Source organism: Microbacterium sp. ABR10 (assembly GCF_057812175.1).
Window position 1 is genome coordinate 1335052 of record NZ_CM173821.1, and the last position, 15890, is coordinate 1350941.

Annotated in this window: 16 protein-coding genes; 14 read left to right on the top strand and 2 right to left on the bottom strand. The window is 69.0% G+C overall.

Translation table 11 applies throughout. From position 1 onward, the window contains the following. The first annotated feature begins 32 nt into the window (after positions 1-32). The 7 genes from ACXKZF_RS06065 to ACXKZF_RS06095 all read left to right on the top strand — a co-directional run bounded on the left by ACXKZF_RS06065 (position 33) and on the right by ACXKZF_RS06095 (position 4423). The gene (locus tag ACXKZF_RS06065; RefSeq protein WP_488985697.1) at positions 33-716 is read left to right on the top strand and encodes a YggS family pyridoxal phosphate-dependent enzyme; all 684 of its coding nucleotides are present in this window, start codon (positions 33-35) and stop codon (positions 714-716) included. A 31-nt stretch (positions 717-747) separates the two neighbouring features. Then, on the top strand, positions 748-1221 hold the full coding sequence (locus ACXKZF_RS06070) for a cell division protein SepF (protein ID WP_055957462.1): 474 nt from the start codon (positions 748-750) through the stop codon (positions 1219-1221). A 6-nt stretch (positions 1222-1227) separates the two neighbouring features. Beyond that, the gene (locus ACXKZF_RS06075; protein ID WP_055957458.1) at positions 1228-1530 is read left to right on the top strand and encodes a YggT family protein; all 303 of its coding nucleotides are present in this window, start codon (positions 1228-1230) and stop codon (positions 1528-1530) included. A 135-nt stretch (positions 1531-1665) separates the two neighbouring features. Continuing rightward, entirely contained in the window at positions 1666-2286 is a 621-nt protein-coding gene (locus tag ACXKZF_RS06080) for a DivIVA domain-containing protein (protein ID WP_055957456.1), read from the top strand. 9 nt (positions 2287-2295) lie between these two features. Beyond that, positions 2296-2886: a signal peptidase II gene (gene lspA, locus ACXKZF_RS06085; RefSeq protein WP_488985698.1), complete on the top strand. Its 591-nt coding sequence runs from the start codon at positions 2296-2298 to the stop codon at positions 2884-2886. Between the two features lies 1 nt (position 2887). Continuing rightward, a complete protein-coding gene (locus tag ACXKZF_RS06090) occupies positions 2888-3811 on the top strand; it encodes an RluA family pseudouridine synthase (RefSeq protein WP_488985699.1) in 924 nt (307 codons plus the stop codon). A 45-nt stretch (positions 3812-3856) separates the two neighbouring features. Further along, entirely contained in the window at positions 3857-4423 is a 567-nt protein-coding gene (locus tag ACXKZF_RS06095; RefSeq protein WP_488985700.1) for a GNAT family N-acetyltransferase, read from the top strand. Between the two features lie 3 nt (positions 4424-4426). Here the strand turns inward: ACXKZF_RS06095 and ACXKZF_RS06100 are convergent, their stop codons facing one another. Beyond that, positions 4427-4900: an NUDIX hydrolase gene (locus ACXKZF_RS06100; RefSeq protein WP_243222671.1), complete on the bottom strand. Its 474-nt coding sequence runs from the start codon at positions 4898-4900 to the stop codon at positions 4427-4429. 148 nt (positions 4901-5048) lie between these two features. Here ACXKZF_RS06100 and dnaE point away from each other — a divergent pair, with 148 nt between their 5' ends. The 5 genes from dnaE to ACXKZF_RS06125 all read left to right on the top strand — a co-directional run bounded on the left by dnaE (position 5049) and on the right by ACXKZF_RS06125 (position 13139). After that, positions 5049-8513, top strand: coding sequence for a DNA polymerase III subunit alpha (gene dnaE / locus ACXKZF_RS06105; protein ID WP_055959974.1), 3465 nt, complete (start codon positions 5049-5051; stop codon positions 8511-8513). A 96-nt stretch (positions 8514-8609) separates the two neighbouring features. Continuing rightward, positions 8610-9983 (top strand): hypothetical protein, encoded by a 1374-nt coding sequence (locus tag ACXKZF_RS06110; RefSeq protein WP_488985701.1) that lies wholly within the window; start codon positions 8610-8612, stop codon positions 9981-9983. 320 nt (positions 9984-10303) lie between these two features. Continuing rightward, the gene (gene hisD / locus ACXKZF_RS06115; protein ID WP_488985702.1) at positions 10304-11605 is read left to right on the top strand and encodes a histidinol dehydrogenase; all 1302 of its coding nucleotides are present in this window, start codon (positions 10304-10306) and stop codon (positions 11603-11605) included. Positions 11606-11607: 2 nt separating this feature from the next. Next, positions 11608-12108 (top strand): transcriptional regulator NrdR, encoded by a 501-nt coding sequence (gene nrdR / locus ACXKZF_RS06120; protein ID WP_055957435.1) that lies wholly within the window; start codon positions 11608-11610, stop codon positions 12106-12108. 5 nt (positions 12109-12113) lie between these two features. Continuing rightward, the gene (locus tag ACXKZF_RS06125) at positions 12114-13139 is read left to right on the top strand and encodes a quinone-dependent dihydroorotate dehydrogenase (RefSeq protein WP_488985703.1); all 1026 of its coding nucleotides are present in this window, start codon (positions 12114-12116) and stop codon (positions 13137-13139) included. A gap of 163 nt (positions 13140-13302) precedes the next feature. Here the strand turns inward: ACXKZF_RS06125 and ACXKZF_RS06130 are convergent, their stop codons facing one another. After that, complete coding sequence (locus ACXKZF_RS06130) at positions 13303-13875, bottom strand: DUF3043 domain-containing protein (RefSeq protein WP_055957432.1); 573 nt, start codon at positions 13873-13875, stop codon at positions 13303-13305. Between the two features lie 46 nt (positions 13876-13921). Between ACXKZF_RS06130 and ACXKZF_RS06135 the strand changes: the two genes are divergently transcribed. After that, a complete protein-coding gene (locus tag ACXKZF_RS06135; RefSeq protein ID WP_488985704.1) occupies positions 13922-15316 on the top strand; it encodes a dipeptidase in 1395 nt (464 codons plus the stop codon). 71 nt (positions 15317-15387) lie between these two features. Beyond that, complete coding sequence (locus ACXKZF_RS06140; protein WP_055957426.1) at positions 15388-15750, top strand: HesB/IscA family protein; 363 nt, start codon at positions 15388-15390, stop codon at positions 15748-15750. Positions 15751-15890 lie beyond the last annotated feature (140 nt).

A 15890-nucleotide genomic window follows, 5' to 3' on the forward strand; every position in this document is an offset into this window, starting at 1 on the left:
ACCGGGCCCGCTCTCGTCGTCGAAGGAGCCTCATGGACACCGCCCTGGCCGACCGTCTCGCCGCCGTCGACGAGCGCATTCAGGATGCCGCCCGCGCGGCGCACCGCGACGCCGCAGCCATCACCCGGATCGTCGTCACGAAGTTCCACCCCGCAACGCTCGTGTCCGAGCTGCATGCCCTGGGCGTGCGCGACGTGGGGGAGAACCGTCAGCAGGAGCTCACCGCCAAGCGCGCCCAGTTGCACGGCATTCCGGATCTGAGATGGCACTTCATCGGCCAGGCGCAGACGAACAAGGCGCGGGCCGTGCGGGCGGCGGCGGATGCCGTGCACTCGGTCGACCGCGCACGCATCGCCGAGGCGCTCGACGGCGCCGACGGTGACGGCCTGCTCGACGTGCTGCTCCAGGTGAACCTCACCGACGACACGGGCCGCGGCGGGGTCGACCCGAGCGCTGTCGAAGAGCTCGCCGCCCACGTCGCGGGTCTTTCGACCCTGCGCCTGCGCGGTGTCATGGCGGTCGCGCCGCTCGACGAAGAACCCGCGCGGGCATTCGAACGACTGCGCCGGTCGGCCGACGCGGTGCGCGCGGTCGTACCCGATGCCGAGTGGATCTCGGCGGGGATGACGGGCGACTTCCCCGAAGCGATCGCGATGGGCGCGACACACCTGCGGATCGGTTCTGCAATCACGGGCCCGAGGCCCCCGCGCGACTAGCCTCGAACCAGACGAGCGAACGGAGGATGCGATGTCGAACCCCCTCAAGAAAACGATGGTGTACCTGGGCCTCGCCGACGAGGAAGAGACCTATGAGGAGACAGCGCCGCAGCCCATCGCGCGCAAGCAGCCCGCACAGACTGCTGCTCCCATCGAGAAGGCCGCGCCGGTGACCCCCCTGCACCGCCCCGCTGTGGTGCGTCAGCCCACTGCCGGGCCCGTGAGCGAGATCCTCACTGTGCACCCCAAGCAGTACCGCGACGCGCAGACGATCGCCGAGAACTTCCGCGAGGGCATTCCGGTCATCATCAACCTGTCGCAGATGAGCGACGCAGACGCACGTCGCCTGATCGACTTCGCGAGCGGACTCTCGCTCGGGCTGTACGGACGCATCGAGCGGGTGACGAGCAAGGTGTTCCTGCTCTCGCCCGAGAATATCGCCGTCTCCGGCGACGGTGCGATCGCGCAGGCCGACCCCGAGGGTGCGCCCTTCGTGTCCCAGTAACGCGTCGTGGCCGTCCTGAGCCTGGTCGGCTCCATTCTCAGCGTCATCCTGTTCATCTACATCGTGATCCTGCTCGCGCGCCTCGTGCTCGAGTACATCCCGATGTTCAACCGGGAGTGGCGCCCGCGCGGCGCCACCCTGGTCCTCGCCGAGATCGTCTACACGGTCACGGATCCGCCTATCAAGCTGATCCGTCGCGTGATCCCGCCCCTGCGCATCGGGGGGATCGCGATCGACTTCGGTTTCGCGATCGTGATGTTCGTCTGCTTCCTGTTGCTCAGCGTCACCCGGTCCCTCGCGGCCGCGTGATCCGCATCGCCGCCGTCACTTCGACAGTGCACTTCGACACTGTGGAGGGGCGGCGGCTATGCTGTTCCGAAGCGGTACGCCTCGGTGCGACACCCCCACCCCTTCTTCATCAGAGCTCTCGAAAGAGGAATCACCATGGCACTGACCCCCGATGACGTCGTCACCAAGCAGTTCCAGCACGTGCGTTTCAAAGAGGGTTTCGACCCCGACGAGGTCGACGACTTCCTCGACGAGATCGTCGTCGAATGGCGCAAGACGATCGCTGAGAACGACGAGCTGAAGAACAAGCTCGCAGCCTACGAGTCCGGCGAGGCCACCCCCGCCGCCACCGAGGCCCCGGTCGCCGAGCCCGCCGCTGCGGAGCCCGCCGTCGAAGAGGCTCCCGCGCCTGCCCCTGTCGCGTCGACGCCGACCCCCGACATCGAGCCCGCCGCCCAGAGCGCCGGCATCATCGAGCTGGCACAGCGCCTTCACGACGAGCACGTCGCCGAGGGCCGCGCGCAGCGCGACCAACTCGTCAGCGACGCGCAGGCGCAGGCGGCGTCCATCGTCGCCGAGGCCGAGCAGAAGGGCCGCGAAGAGCGCGCCCGTCTCGAGAAGGAGCGTGTGACGCTCGAGGGTCGCATCACCGAGCTTCGCAACTTCGAGCGCGACTACCGCTCGCAGCTGCGTTCGTACATCGAGGGTCAGCTCCGCGACCTCGACACCACCGCGACGTCCTCGGGCTCGACGCCGGTGTCGGCGATCGGTCTGTAGGACCACTCTTTGCGCAGTCGTTCTCCTCTGCGTCCGGCGGCGGCCGGCATCGTCATCGCGATACTCGCGGTGCTGGTGCTGGCCGCCGACCAGTTGGCGAAGACCGTCGCCATCGACACACTTCCCCCGGAGCGCGTCGTACCGGTGCTGGGCGAAGCCCTGCAGTTCTACCTCGTCCGCAACCCCGGTGCCGCCTTCTCGCTCGGCGAGGGCGTCACGTGGGTGTTCACGATCGCGCTGGCCGTCGTCGCCGGCGTCATCGTCTTCCTCGCCCTGCGGCGTGTGCGATCGCGGCTGTGGGCCGTCGTCCTCGGCCTGCTCCTCGGCGGAGTGTTGGGCAACCTCACCGACCGTCTCGTGCGCGAGCCGGGGTTCCCTGTCGGGCACGTCGTCGACTTCATCTCGACCCCCTGGATGATGCCCGCGATCTACAACGTCGCCGACATCTTCATCGTGTCGATGATGATCTCCGTCGCCATCCTCGTGCTGGTGGGGCTCCGGCTCGACGGCACGCGCGAGACCCGCGCGTCGCGGGCGGCCGGGGCCGATGCCGCTGCCGACGGCGAAGTCGAGCCGTCGCCCGAGCAGGGCACCCGCTGACATGGAGTCGCGGAGCCTGCCCGTCCCCGACGGGCTCGACGGAACGCGCATCGACCAGGCGCTGGCAAAGATGCTCGGCTTCTCGCGCACGTTCGCGGCCGAGGTCGCCGACGCCGGGGGAGTGAGCGTCGACGGTCGCCCCGCCGGACGGTCCGATCGCCTCCGCGCGGGCACCTGGCTGAGCGTGGAATGGGAGCCCAAGCGCGAGCCCGAGATCGTGCCGGTCGCCGTTGCCGACCTCGGCATCGTGCACGACGACGACGACATCGTCGTCGTCGACAAGCCCGCGGGCGTGGCCGCGCACCCCTCGCTCGGCTGGGAGGGCCCCACGGTCCTCGGCGCGCTGGCGGCGGCGGGCTTCCGCATCGCCACGAGCGGTCCGGCCGAGCGACGTGGTGTCGTCCACCGCCTCGACGCGGGGACGAGCGGTCTCATGGTCGTCGCCAAGACCGAGCATGCCTACACGCTGCTCAAGAGCGCCTTCAAAGAGCGCGAGGTCGAGAAGATCTACCACGCGGTCGTTCAGGGGCATCCCGATCCGCTCAGCGGAACCATCGACGCGCCGATCGGGCGGCATCCGCACCACTCGTGGAAATTCGCCGTCACGCCCGACGGCAAAGACTCGATCACGCATTACGAGACCCTCGAGGCCTTCCCCCGGGCGTCACTCCTCGAAATCCACCTCGAAACGGGCCGCACCCACCAGATCCGCGTGCACATGGCCGCTCACCGGCACCCGTGCGCGGGCGATCCGCTGTACGGGGGCGACCCCACGCTGTCCGCGCGCCTGGGGCTGACCCGCCAGTGGCTGCACGCCCACCGGCTCGCCTTCACGCACCCCGGCTCGGGGGAGTGGGTCTCGTTCGAGTCGCCGTACCCGCCCGATCTGGCGCGCGCGCTGGAGATCCTCGGCGACGGAGCCTGAGGCCGCGTCTTCCCCCAGACAACCGAGTGCGGCACCCTGGGTCGGGTGGACATCAGGGTGCGGGCCGCGACCGACTTCGACGACATCGCGACGATGGTCGGCCCCAAGCGCCCGGACGCGTCGGTCTGCTGGTGTCTCAGTTACCGCATCCCATCCAAAGAGAATGTGGCGCTGAAAGGCCTCGATCGCGGGGAGCGGGTCCGCGACCTGCTGTCGGAGGGTCCCCCCGGCGTGCTGGCCTACGAGGGCGACGAGGTGGTCGGGTGGGCGGCCGTGCACCCGCGTCGCGACACCTCGTTCGCGCGCAACCGAAGGATCCCGTACGTCGATGGTCGCGACGTCTGGAGCATCTGGTGCGTGCGGGTGCGGCCCGGTCATCGCGGCCGCGGCGTCTCGCACGCCCTCCTCGACGGAGCCGTCGCGTTCGCCCGTGACAACGGCGCACCGGTGGTCGAGGGCTACCCCGTCGACAACGGCGACGCGAAGGTCGACCTGACCATGGCGTACGTCGGCACGAAGCGGCTGTTCGAGGCGTCCGGCTTCGTGCTCGCGGCGCAGACCACGTCGGTGCTGGCCGGATTCCCGCGCGTCCTCATGCGGCGGGAACTCTAGCGTTCAGCGCCCGCCCTCGAACCGCGTCGATCCCTCCGCCAGGGCTGCGCGCACGCGCGACGCCATCTCGGCATCCATGATCCGTTCGACCTCCGACACCGGATGCCACCCCACCTCGGTCATCTCCCCGTCCACCGGCACGGGTTCGCCCGAGATCCACCGGCACGCGAAGGTCAGGTCGAGGTAGTCGCTCTGGTCGCCGTTGGCGTAAGTGACCCGCGGGATCTGGTGCACCCACGCGAGCCGTTCGGCGCGGATACGCACCCCCGCCTCCTCCTCCGCCTCGCGGACGGCGGCGTCGGCGGGTTCTTCTCCCGGGTCGACGATGCCCGTGATCGGCGTGAGCCGCCCGGTGTCGCTGCGGCGGCCGAGCAGCACCTGGCCGTCGTGCACGATCACCGCGGTCACCCCCACGAGAGGGAGGGGACGGATGCCGATGTGACGGCGGAGCTCCAGCACGAAGTCAGGGGTGGGCACGCGCCCACCGTAGCCGAGCCGCGCGCGGCGGTCATCGCCGACTGGGCGTCCGCCCCGAACATCAGGGAGCGATGTCGGAGGCCGAACGTACACTCGATACGTGGCAGCAGACTCCTTCGCTCACCTTCACGTGCACAGCGAGTATTCGATGCTCGATGGCGCCGCGCGCATCGGCCCGATGGTGCAAGAGGCCGTCAAACTGGGCATGCCGGCCATCGCGGTGACCGACCACGGCAACACCTTCGCGGCCTACGAGTTCTACAAGACCGCGAAAGACGCCGGCATCAAGCCCATCATCGGCATCGAGGCCTACGTCACCCCCGGCACGCACCGCTCCGACAAGGCGCGGGTGCGGTGGGGCACCCCCGAGCAGCAGGGCGACGACGTCTCGGGTTCCGGCGCCTACACGCACATGACGCTCCTGTCCGAGACGACCGAGGGAATGCACAACCTGTTCCGCCTGTCGTCCCGGGCGAGCATGGAGGGCTACTACTTCAAGCCCCGCATGGACCGCGAGCTGCTGCAGACGTACGGCAAGGGGCTCATCGCCACCACCGGCTGCCCATCCGGCGAGGTGCAGACCCGGCTCCGCCTCGGTCAGTACGACGCCGCGCGCGCCGCGGCGGCCGAGTTCCAGGACATCTTCGGCAAAGACAACTACTTCGCCGAGATCATGGACCACGGCCTGTCGATCGAGCGGCGGGTCATGACCGACCTGTTGAAGATCTCGAAAGACCTCGGCATTCCGCTCGTCGGCACGAACGATCTCCACTACACCCACCAGCACGACGCCACGAGCCACGCCGCTCTGCTGTGCGTGCAGTCGGGGTCGACGCTCGACGACCCCAAGCGCTTCAAGTTCGACGGCGACGGCTACTACGTCAAGTCGCCGGCCGAGATGCGCCAGGTGTTCCGCGACAACCCCGAGGCGTGCGACAACACCCTGCTCATCGCCGAGCGATGCGAGGTCGAATTCGACACCTCGGCGAACTACATGCCGCGCTTCCCGGTCCCCGCGGGCGAGACCGAGGGCAGCTGGATGATCAAAGAGGTCGAGAACGGCCTCCGCGACCGCTACCCCGACGGCATCCCGGACGACGTGCGTAAGCAGGCCGAGTACGAGACCGACGTCATCCTCCAGATGGGGTTCCCGGGCTACTTCCTCGTCGTCGCCGACTTCATCAACTGGGCCAAAGACCACGGCATCCGCGTGGGGCCGGGCCGTGGCTCGGGGGCGGGGTCGATGGTCGCGTACGCGATGAAGATCACCGATCTCGATCCGCTCAAGCATGGCCTCATCTTCGAGCGCTTCCTCAACCCCGACCGTGTCTCCATGCCCGACTTCGACGTCGACTTCGACGACCGTCGTCGTGGCGAGGTCATCCAGTACGTCACCGAGAAGTACGGCGACGAGCGCGTGGCGCAGATCGTGACGTACGGCACGATCAAGGCGAAGCAGGCTCTCAAAGACGCCGGGCGCGTCCTGGGCTTCCCGTTCAGCATGGGAGACCGTCTCACGAAGGCCATGCCCCCGGCCGTGATGGGCAAAGACATGCCGCTGGACGGCATGTTCAACCCCGAGCATCCGCGGTACAAAGAGGCGAGCGAGTTCCGCACGCTCATCGAGACCGACGCGGAGGCCAAGACGGTGTTCGACACCGCGCTGGGTCTCGAGAACCTCAAGCGCCAGTGGGGCGTGCACGCCGCCGGCGTGATCATGTCGAGCGAGCCCCTCATCGACATCATCCCGATCATGCGCCGCGAGCAGGACGGCCAGATCGTCACGCAGTTCGACTACCCCGCGTGCGAGTCCCTCGGACTGATCAAGATGGACTTCCTGGGGCTGCGCAACCTCACGATCATCAATGACGCCCTCGACAACATCGAGGCCAACCGCGGCCACCCTCTCGTGTTGGAAGACCTCGACCTCGACGACTCGGCGTCGTACGAACTCCTCGCCCGAGGCGACACACTCGGCGTCTTCCAGCTCGACGGCGGACCCATGCGCTCTCTTCTGCGCCTGATGCGGCCCGACAACTTCGAAGACATCTCGGCCGTCCTCGCCCTGTACCGTCCCGGCCCGATGGGTGTGAACTCGCACATCAACTACGCGCTGCGAAAGAACAGGCAGCAAGAGATCGAGCCGATCCATCCCGAGCTCGAAGAGCCTCTCGCCGACATCCTCGACACCACCTACGGCCTGATCGTGTATCAAGAGCAGGTGATGGCCGTCGCGCAGCGCGTCGCCGGCTACACGCTCGGTCAAGCCGACCTGCTGCGGCGCGCCATGGGTAAGAAGAAGAAGAGCGAGCTCGACAAGCAGAAAGAGATCTTCTTCGGCGGTATGACCGAGCGGGGCTTCGGCGACGTCGCGCAGCAGACGCTGTGGAAAGTGCTCGAGTCGTTCGCCGACTACGCCTTCAACAAGGCGCACACCGCCGCTTACGGGCTCGTGTCGTACTGGACGGCCTACCTCAAGGCGCACTATCCGGCCGAGTACATGGCCGCACTGCTGACGAGCGTCGGCGACTCCAAAGACAAGATGGCGGTCTACCTGAACGAGTGCCGCCGCATGGGCATCAAGGTGCTGCCGCCCGATGTCAACGAATCGATCCGCTTCTTCGCGGCCGTCGGCGAAGACATCCGCTTCGGTCTGGGCGCGGTCCGAAACGTCGGCACCAACGTCGTCGACGGCATCGTCGCCGCGCGCCAGGACGCCAGGTACACCTCCTTCCACGACTTCTTGTCGAAGGTGCCGATGCACGTGGCGAACAAGCGCACGGTGGAATCGCTGATCAAGGCCGGGGCGTTCGACTCGCTCGGGTCGACCCGGCGCGCGCTGGTCGAGGTGCACGAGGACGCCTGCGAGGGTGCCGTCCTCGACAAGCGACGGGAGGCGAACGGCGAGGTCGGCTTCGACTTCGATTCGCTGTGGGACGAACCGCAGCAGGTCGTCAAAGTCCCCGAACGACCCGAGTGGACCAAGAAAGACAAGCTGGCGTTCGAGCGCGAGATGCTCGGGCTCTACGTGTCCGATCACCCCCTGGCGGGCCTCGAGGTGCCGCTGGCCAAGCACGCATCGACTTCCATCCACGATCTGCTCGCGTCCGAAGACGTGCAGGACGGCGATCAGGTGACGGTGGCGGGTCTGCTCACCAGCGTCCAGCACCGCGTGGCGAAGCAGAGCGGCAATCCATACGGAATGATCACCGTCGAGGATTTCAACGGCGAAGTGACCGTGATGTTCATGGGCAAGACCTACGCCGAGTTCGCACCGGTGCTGCAGGCCGACTCGATCCTCGTCGTGCGCGGCCGGGTTTCGCGGCGCGACGACGGCCTCAACCTGCACGCGCAGAGCGCATTCGCGCCCGACCTCGAGGGGCTGGACGAAACGGGCGGTCTGACGCTCATGGTGCCGGAACAACGCGCGAACGAGGCCCTGGTCGGTGAGCTCGCACAGATGCTGCGCCGGCACTCGGGCTCGACCGAGGTCGTTCTCAAGCTGCACAAAGGCGGGACCGCCAAGGTGTTCGAGGTGCCGATGCCCGTGCGCGTCACGGCCGACCTCTTCGGCGAACTGAAAGGCCTGCTCGGGCCGAACTGCCTCGGCTGAACCGCCCCTGAAACTGTCGCTGCAAGCCCCCGCGGATGCCGACGAGCCCGTGATTATGATGACCAGGCGCTCCGCCGCCCTGGTGAAAGGATCATCGTGACCGATCAGAACCCCCACGACGGGAACGCCCCCGTCGATCGTGAGCGTCTCGCCACACCCACCGATGAGACACCCTCACTCGACCACCCCGTCTCGTCCGTGCACGCAGGGGAGCACCGTTCCGTTCCCGCGTCCGCTCACGCCAACTCCGGTGCACGCGACCACGACCACCTCCCTCGCACCGCCGATGCTCCGCAGTACGGCATCGGACCTTTCTCCGTCCGCGAAGTCGCCCTTCTCGGCATCTGGGTCGTCGCCTTCTTCGTGTCGTTCTTCCGGATCAACATCCTCGACTCGCCGTCCGGCGTGCTCATCGGCGGCCTGAACGTCTGGCTGTCGGGACTGTGGTGGATTCCCACCGTCGCGCTCCCGACCGTCGCCGTGGGGCTCCTGGTGCTCCGCCGCCTGTCGCCCCAGGGCATCCGTCGTGTCGGCTCGCTCGGCATCGACCAGTTCGCCTCGGTCGCCTTCACCGTCTCGGCGTTCGTGTGGGTCTCCTGGGTGTGGGACACGGTCGTGATCTTCAACGAGACCGGCATCTGGACGCGGTCGTGGGTCATCTGGGTCGAAGCAGTCGTTCTGCTCGCCGGTATGGTGCTGACCGTCTTCGGGCCCGTCATCCCGCCTTTCGCCCAGGACTTCCGGGACCGCGAGGAGGTTCCCGCGCACCGGAGCGCCCGCCCGATCCGTCCCGTCGTCTCCCGGCCCCGCGCTCCGCGTGTACCCCGCGCTCCGCGGCGCGCCGAGGAGAACCACGCCTCGGGGCCCCCGGCTGAAGAGCCCTCTCCCCGTCACGGCGCCGATGGGGCCGCGCCCGGCACCTACACCGGGTCGACCGACTTCGCGCACGACGAGGCGGCCCCGCGCACGACGGTGCTACCTGCCCGCGCCGGCGACGACAGCGACACCGACGTCTTCGCGCCCCTGCGGGCGGATCGCGACGATCAGCCGGACGGCGGGCAGCGCCACGATGCCCACCTCTCCGACGACACCCGCCGCGACGATCGGGGCCTCGACGACCCGCTACACGACGAGCACCGCGCCGATGACCGGCGTCACGAAGAGGATGGTCACGGCGAGCACGACCGCTCCGGCTATCTGCACGACGGGCAGCGTCGGGCAGACGAGCCGCGCCGGACGGGCGACCACGATGCGCATAACTCGCGCGACGAGCACCCCCACGCGCAAGCGTTCTGGGCGCTCGCTCCGGAGCAGCGAGAAATCGTCGACGACTACGGCACGCCGATCTTCCACATCGGGCCCACGGCGTGGGCTCTCGTGGTCGAGGACCGGGGCGAGACGTTCGTGGTTCGCCACGACGACGGACGCATCGGTTACCTGCACGACGTGTCGGGAATCACGCGCGGCTGATCATCGCCCGCGAGTCGCCCGCCGTGCGCGCGGCGGCTCGCGGGACCGAATCCGTGGGGCGGCTCGCGGGACCGAATCCGCGCGGTGGAATGCGTGAGTGGAATGCGTGGGTGGAATCCGCGCGGTGTACTCCGCGGGCGGATTTGCTCGGCGGGGCTCACCCGGTCGTGATTGCCTCGTAGCCTGATCCGGCGGGGAGCAGGTGGCCCTCGTCGGCTCCCCGAGCAGAGGCCGACGAGCCCCGGTCACCGACTGAGCACCATCTGCGAGCCGCTCGCCGCGCGCGGGGCTGCGCGTGCGCGGCCGGTAGCCTGGGAATCATGCTCCGCACGATCGATCTCCGCGGCCGCGTGCTCTCGCCGGCTGAACTCCTCGCCGTCGTCCCGCGCGCCGACGCCGCGCGCGACGAAGCCCTCGCCACGGCTGCGCGTCTCGTCGATGACGTCGCTCATCGCGGCGAAGCGGCCCTGCGCGAGCAGGCCGCCCGGTTCGACCGGGTGAGCGACCACGCCATCCGCGTTCCCGCCGACCACCTCGAAGAGGCGCTGCGCAACCTCGCCCCCGAGATCCGTGCGGCACTCGATACCGCTATCGAACGGGTGCGAACGGCGTCCGCCGCGCAGGTGCCCGCCCCCGTCGTGACCGAGATCGGCGTTGGTGCCCGGGTCACTCAGCGCTGGCAGCCGGTGCGCCGGGTCGGCCTGTACGTACCCGGCGGCAAGGCGGTCTATCCCTCCAGCGTCGTGATGAACGTCGTCCCCGCCCAAGTCGCGGGCGTGCGCGAAGTCGCCCTCGCTTCACCGCCGCAGTCCGCGTTCGGCGGGCGCGTGCACCCCGTCATCCTGGCAGCGGCGCACCTGCTCGGGGTCACCGAGGTCTACGCGATGGGCGGGGCCGGCGCCATCGGTGCCTTCGCCTACGGGGTGTCCGAGATCGGTCTCGACCCGGTCGACGTCGTCACCGGGCCCGGCAACAACTTCGTCGCCTCCGCAAAGCGCGCCGTGGCCGGCCGCGTCGGCACGGACTCCGAGGCGGGGGCCACCGAGATCCTCGTCGTCGCCGACGACAGCGCCGCGCCGCACCTGATCGCCGCCGACCTCGTCAGCCAGGCCGAGCACGACGAGCAGGCGTCGGCCGTGCTCGTGACCGACTCCGCCGCGCTGGCCGAGGCCGTGAAGGCCGCGCTTCCCGCACGCGTGGACGCGACGCGTCACAGCGAGCGCGTGACCGCCGCCTTCCACGGCCCGCAGTCGGCTGTCGTGCTGGTCGACGACATCGCGCAGGCCACTGCGTTCAGTAACGCCTACGCCCCCGAGCACCTGGAGCTGCACCTCGCCGATCCGCGGCCCGAGGAGTTCGTCAACGCGGGGGCGGTTTTCGTCGGCCCGTACACGCCCGTGAGCCTGGGCGACTACCTCGCCGGCAGCAACCACGTGCTGCCCACGGGCGGTCAGGCGCGGTACGGCGCGGGACTGTCTGCGGCGACGTTCCTCCGGCCCCAGCAGGTCGTCGAGTACGACCGCGCCGCGCTGTCCGAGGTGCGCGATGCCATCGTCACCCTCGCCGAGGCCGAAGCGCTGCCCGCGCACGGTGAGGCCGTGACCGCGCGTTTCGAGGCGTAATCGTGCACTGTCCCTTCTGCCGCAACCCCGACTCTCGCGTCATCGACTCCCGCACGAGCGACGACGGCCTCAGCATCCGTCGCCGCCGGCAGTGCCCGAAGTGCGGAGGACGGTTCTCGACGGTCGAGACCGCGAGCCTCAACGTCATCAAGCGTTCGGGCGTGGTCGAGCCGTTCAGCCGCGAGAAGGTGATGTCGGGCGTACGCAAGGCGTGTCAGGGCAGGCCCGTAACCGACGCCGACCTCGCGGTGCTCGCCCAGCGGGTCGAGGAGGCGATCCGACAGACGGGGTCGTCGCAGATCGAGGCGAATGAGATCGGTCTGTCGATCCTCGGGCCGCTCCGCGATCTCGACGAGGTCGCCTACCTGCGCTTCGCAAGCGTCTACCAGGCGTTCGACTCCCTCGAGGATTTCGACGCGGCGATCGCGCAGCTGCGCGCGGATCACGCCGACCGCGACGCCGCCCTCGCAGACGGCGACCTCGACGGGCGTCCAGTAGCCTGACGGTGATGTATCCCCTTCTCTTCCGCACGGTCCTCACCCGCCTCGATCCCGAGTTCGCCCACCACCTCGGCGCGCTCGTCATCCGTGCCGCGGGCATCGAGCCGGTGGCATCCGTGCTCCGCCGCTTCACGTCCCCGGCACCCGATCAGCGCGTGCGGGCACTCGGGCTGGATTTCGCCTCGCCGTTCGGTGTGGCGGCGGGCTTCGACAAGAACGTCACGATGGGGCGAGGGCTCGGCGCCCTCGGGTTCGGCCATGTCGAGGTGGGCACCGTCACGGCATTGCCGCAACCGGGCAACCCCAAGCCGCGTCTGTTCCGCCTCGTCGCCGACCGTGCCGTGGTCAACCGCATGGGCTTCAACAACGACGGCGCGGCTGCGGCCGCCGCCAAGCTCCGGCGCCTCCGTCGGTCGCGCACGCGCCCGGTGATCGGTGTGAACATCGGCAAGAGCCGTGTGGTCGCCGTCGATGATGCCACCACCGATTACGTCCGCAGCGCCAAGATGCTCGCGCCCCTCGCCGACTACCTCGTGGTCAACGTCTCCTCGCCCAATACGCCCGGGCTGCGCGGACTCCAGGCGGTCGAGACCCTTCGTCCGCTCCTGACGGCCGTGCGGGATGCCGCGGGCGACACTCCGCTCCTGGTCAAGATCGCGCCGGATCTCGACGACACCGAGGTGCAGGACATTGCGCGCCTGGCCGTCGATGCGGGCCTGTCGGGCATCATCGCCACTAACACCACCATCGAGCGCTCGGGACTCCACACGGATGCCGCGACGGTCGAGGCCGCGGGCGCCGGCGGTCTGTCGGGTGCCCCGCTCAAGGCGCGCGCGGCCGAGGTGCTGCGGCTCGTCCGCGAGGCCGTTCCGGCGGAGTTCGTGGTCGTCTCAGCCGGGGGAGTGGAGACCGCCGACGATGTGCGCGAGCGTCTCGCCGCCGGCGCGACCCTCGTGCAGGGCTACACCGGATTCCTCTACCGCGGACCCCTCTGGGCCCGCCAGATCAACCGCGGCCTCTCGCGCGGCCGCTGACGCCGTCGGTCGCTCTTCGACTCCCTGCCCGCGCGGTAGGTTGCCCCGGCACGTCCCTGCGGTCCCGTCCACGCGGCATGGTCTGGACATCCGCTGCCTGCCTCGCCGGCGGAAAGACGAAGCGGCGCGCCCGAAGGCGCGCCGCTCGCGGAATCGGGTGAGATCAGACCGGGTACTGCCCGCGCTTGACCTGGGCCTTGGGCAGACGCATGAAGCGCATCTGCACGGTGCGCATCGCGGCATACCAGCCGAGACCCTTCTCGATTCGGCTCTCGCCGAACTTCTCCTTCGCGGCCTTCTTCACACGGATGGAGGTGATGATCATGTCGCCCACGACGAACAGGATGAAGATCCACAGCGCCACGAACGACCAGTACTGGAAGATCGACATGGGGATGAGCGTCGCGACGATGACGAGGACCATGAACGGCATGACGCCCTCGCCGAGGTGCCATCCGGCATCCACGAAATCGCGCGCGAAGCGGCGCTGCGGGCCGCGGTCGCGCACCGGCAGGTAGCGCTCCTCGCCGGCGGCCATACCGATCCGGGCCTTCTCGCGCTGAGCGGCGAGGTCGGCCCGCGCGCGGGCCTTCGCCTCTTTGGTGTCGGGGACGAGGGGACGCTTGCGCGCGGCCTCCTGCTCGGCGCGCGACGGGGTCGCACGACCCTTGCCCGTGCCGATCTCCGTCGGGTCGACGGGGGTGTCGTTGGGTGCGGGGGCGGGGGACTTGGCCACGGGAAACCTCGGTGCTTCGCTGATCAGGAGATTTAAGATTACCCGCATGACCCTCGACCTGTCCCGGCAGGACGCTGTGCAAAATGCAGCGGACTCCGGCATCCCCGCAGCCCTCGCCGATCTCGGTTCCCTCGTGCGCATCCCCTCGATCGCGTGGCCGGCGTTCGACCAGTCCGCGCTCGCGCAGAGCGCCGACGCCGTCGCCGCCCTTCTCGAGGGCACGGGAGTCTTCGACACGGTGAAGGTTGCGCGCGCCGCCATCCCCGGCACCGATGAGATGGGACAGCCCGCCGTGCTCGCGTCGCGCGCCGCGCGCAACGGACGCCCCACCGTGCTGCTGTACGCGCATCACGACGTGCAGCCCCCGGGTGACGAGGCGCTGTGGGACTCCCCGCCGTTCCAGCCGACGGTGCGCGACGGGCGTCTCTATGGTCGCGGCGCCGCCGACGACAAGGCCGGCATCATGGCCCACGTCGGTGCCATCCGTGCCGTGGCCGAGGTGCTCGGAGACGACCTCGACCTGGGCCTCGCCGTCTTCGTCGAGGGCGAAGAGGAGTACGGCTCCCGGTCGTTCGCGCAGTTCCTGTCCGACAACGCCGACGTGCTCCGCTCCGACGTGATCGTCGTCGCCGACTCCGGCAACTGGGACGAACGCACCCCCGGGCTCACCGTGTCCCTGCGGGGCAACGCCCGTTTCACCCTGACGGTGAAGACGCTCGAGCACGCTTCGCACTCGGGCATGATGGGCGGCGCGGTCCCGGATGCCATGCTCGCCACGGTCAAACTGCTCGCGACCCTGTGGGACGACGACGGCGCCGTGGCCGTCGACGGCCTCGCGGTGCGCGAGGGCGCGACTCCCGATTACGACGAGTCGACGCTGCGTGCGGAGTCGGGCCTGCTCGAGGGAGTCACCCCCATCGGGCGCGACTCGATCCTCAGCCGCATCTGGAACAAGCCGTCGATCACCATCACCGGATGGGATGCCACGCCCGTGTCTGCAGCATCCAACACCCTGGCTCCCGAGACGAGCGTCGTCATCAGCGCACGTGTCGCTCCCGGACAGGATGCCGACGAGGCGTTCGCCGCGATCCAGAAGCACCTACGCGCCCACGCCCCGTTCGGCGCGCGCCTGGAGTTCAGCGACGTCGACTGCGGCGACTCGTTCCTCGTCGACACGAGCGGGTGGGCCGTCGAGGAAGCGCGTGCGGCCTTCGCGGAGGGGTACGGCGTCGAGTCCGTCGATGTCGGTATCGGCGGGTCCATCCCCTTCATCGCCGACCTCGTACGGGAGTTCCCGGCCGCCCAGATCCTCGTCACGGGAGTGGAGGATCCGCATGCGCGGGCGCACAGCCCCAACGAGTCGCTGCACCTCGAGACCTTCCGCAACGCCCTCGTGTCCGAGGCGCTCCTGCTGACACGGCTGAACGACCGAACCGTCTGACGGGGCCGCGGGGGCGGGATCGGCGTAGACTCCATACGTCCCCGCGACCGATCAACCCGAAGGGCATCGCCATGACCGACACCACTCTGTCGCCCGCCGACACCCGTGAGCACGGCGTGGGCCTGACCGCCGCCGCCTCCGACAAGGTGAAGAGCCTGCTGTCGCAGGAGGGTCGTGACGACCTGCGTCTGCGCGTGGCCGTCCAGCCCGGCGGATGCTCCGGACTCATTTACCAGCTCTACTTCGACGAGCGCTACCTCGACGGTGACAAGGTCGTCGACTTCGACGGCGTCGAGGTCATCGTCGACGACATGAGCGTGCCGTACCTCGACGGTGCGAGCATCGACTTCAAAGACACGATCTCCGAGCAGGGCTTCACGATCGACAACCCCAACGCGCAGGGTTCCTGCGCCTGCGGTGACAGCTTCCACTGAGCTCTGCCGCCGTTGTACGGCGTCGTTTTCGAGAACCCCCGGGACCACGGATCACACCGTGGAATCCGGGGGTTCTCGATGTCTCGGCACTGGACGAATGGCCTGAGAACGGTAAGAGGTTGCCGTAGACTGTCAAAGCT

What these genes read in the sequence shown, in the direction of transcription:
- ACXKZF_RS06135 (WP_488985704.1), top strand. Translation starts at nt 13,922, where the DNA reads ATGACCCTCGACCTGTCCCGGCAGGACGCTGTGCAAAATGCAGCGGAC.
- ACXKZF_RS06070 (WP_055957462.1), top strand. Translation starts at nt 748, where the DNA reads ATGTCGAACCCCCTCAAGAAAACGATGGTGTACCTGGGCCTCGCCGAC.
- ACXKZF_RS06140 (WP_055957426.1), top strand. Translation starts at nt 15,388, where the DNA reads ATGACCGACACCACTCTGTCGCCCGCCGACACCCGTGAGCACGGCGTG.
- ACXKZF_RS06080 (WP_055957456.1), top strand. Translation starts at nt 1,666, where the DNA reads ATGGCACTGACCCCCGATGACGTCGTCACCAAGCAGTTCCAGCACGTG.
- dnaE (WP_055959974.1), top strand. Translation starts at nt 5,049, where the DNA reads ATGCTCGATGGCGCCGCGCGCATCGGCCCGATGGTGCAAGAGGCCGTC.
- ACXKZF_RS06065 (WP_488985697.1), top strand. Translation starts at nt 33, where the DNA reads ATGGACACCGCCCTGGCCGACCGTCTCGCCGCCGTCGACGAGCGCATT.
- ACXKZF_RS06090 (WP_488985699.1), top strand. Translation starts at nt 2,888, where the DNA reads ATGGAGTCGCGGAGCCTGCCCGTCCCCGACGGGCTCGACGGAACGCGC.
- ACXKZF_RS06125 (WP_488985703.1), top strand. Translation starts at nt 12,114, where the DNA reads ATGTATCCCCTTCTCTTCCGCACGGTCCTCACCCGCCTCGATCCCGAG.
- hisD (WP_488985702.1), top strand. Translation starts at nt 10,304, where the DNA reads ATGCTCCGCACGATCGATCTCCGCGGCCGCGTGCTCTCGCCGGCTGAA.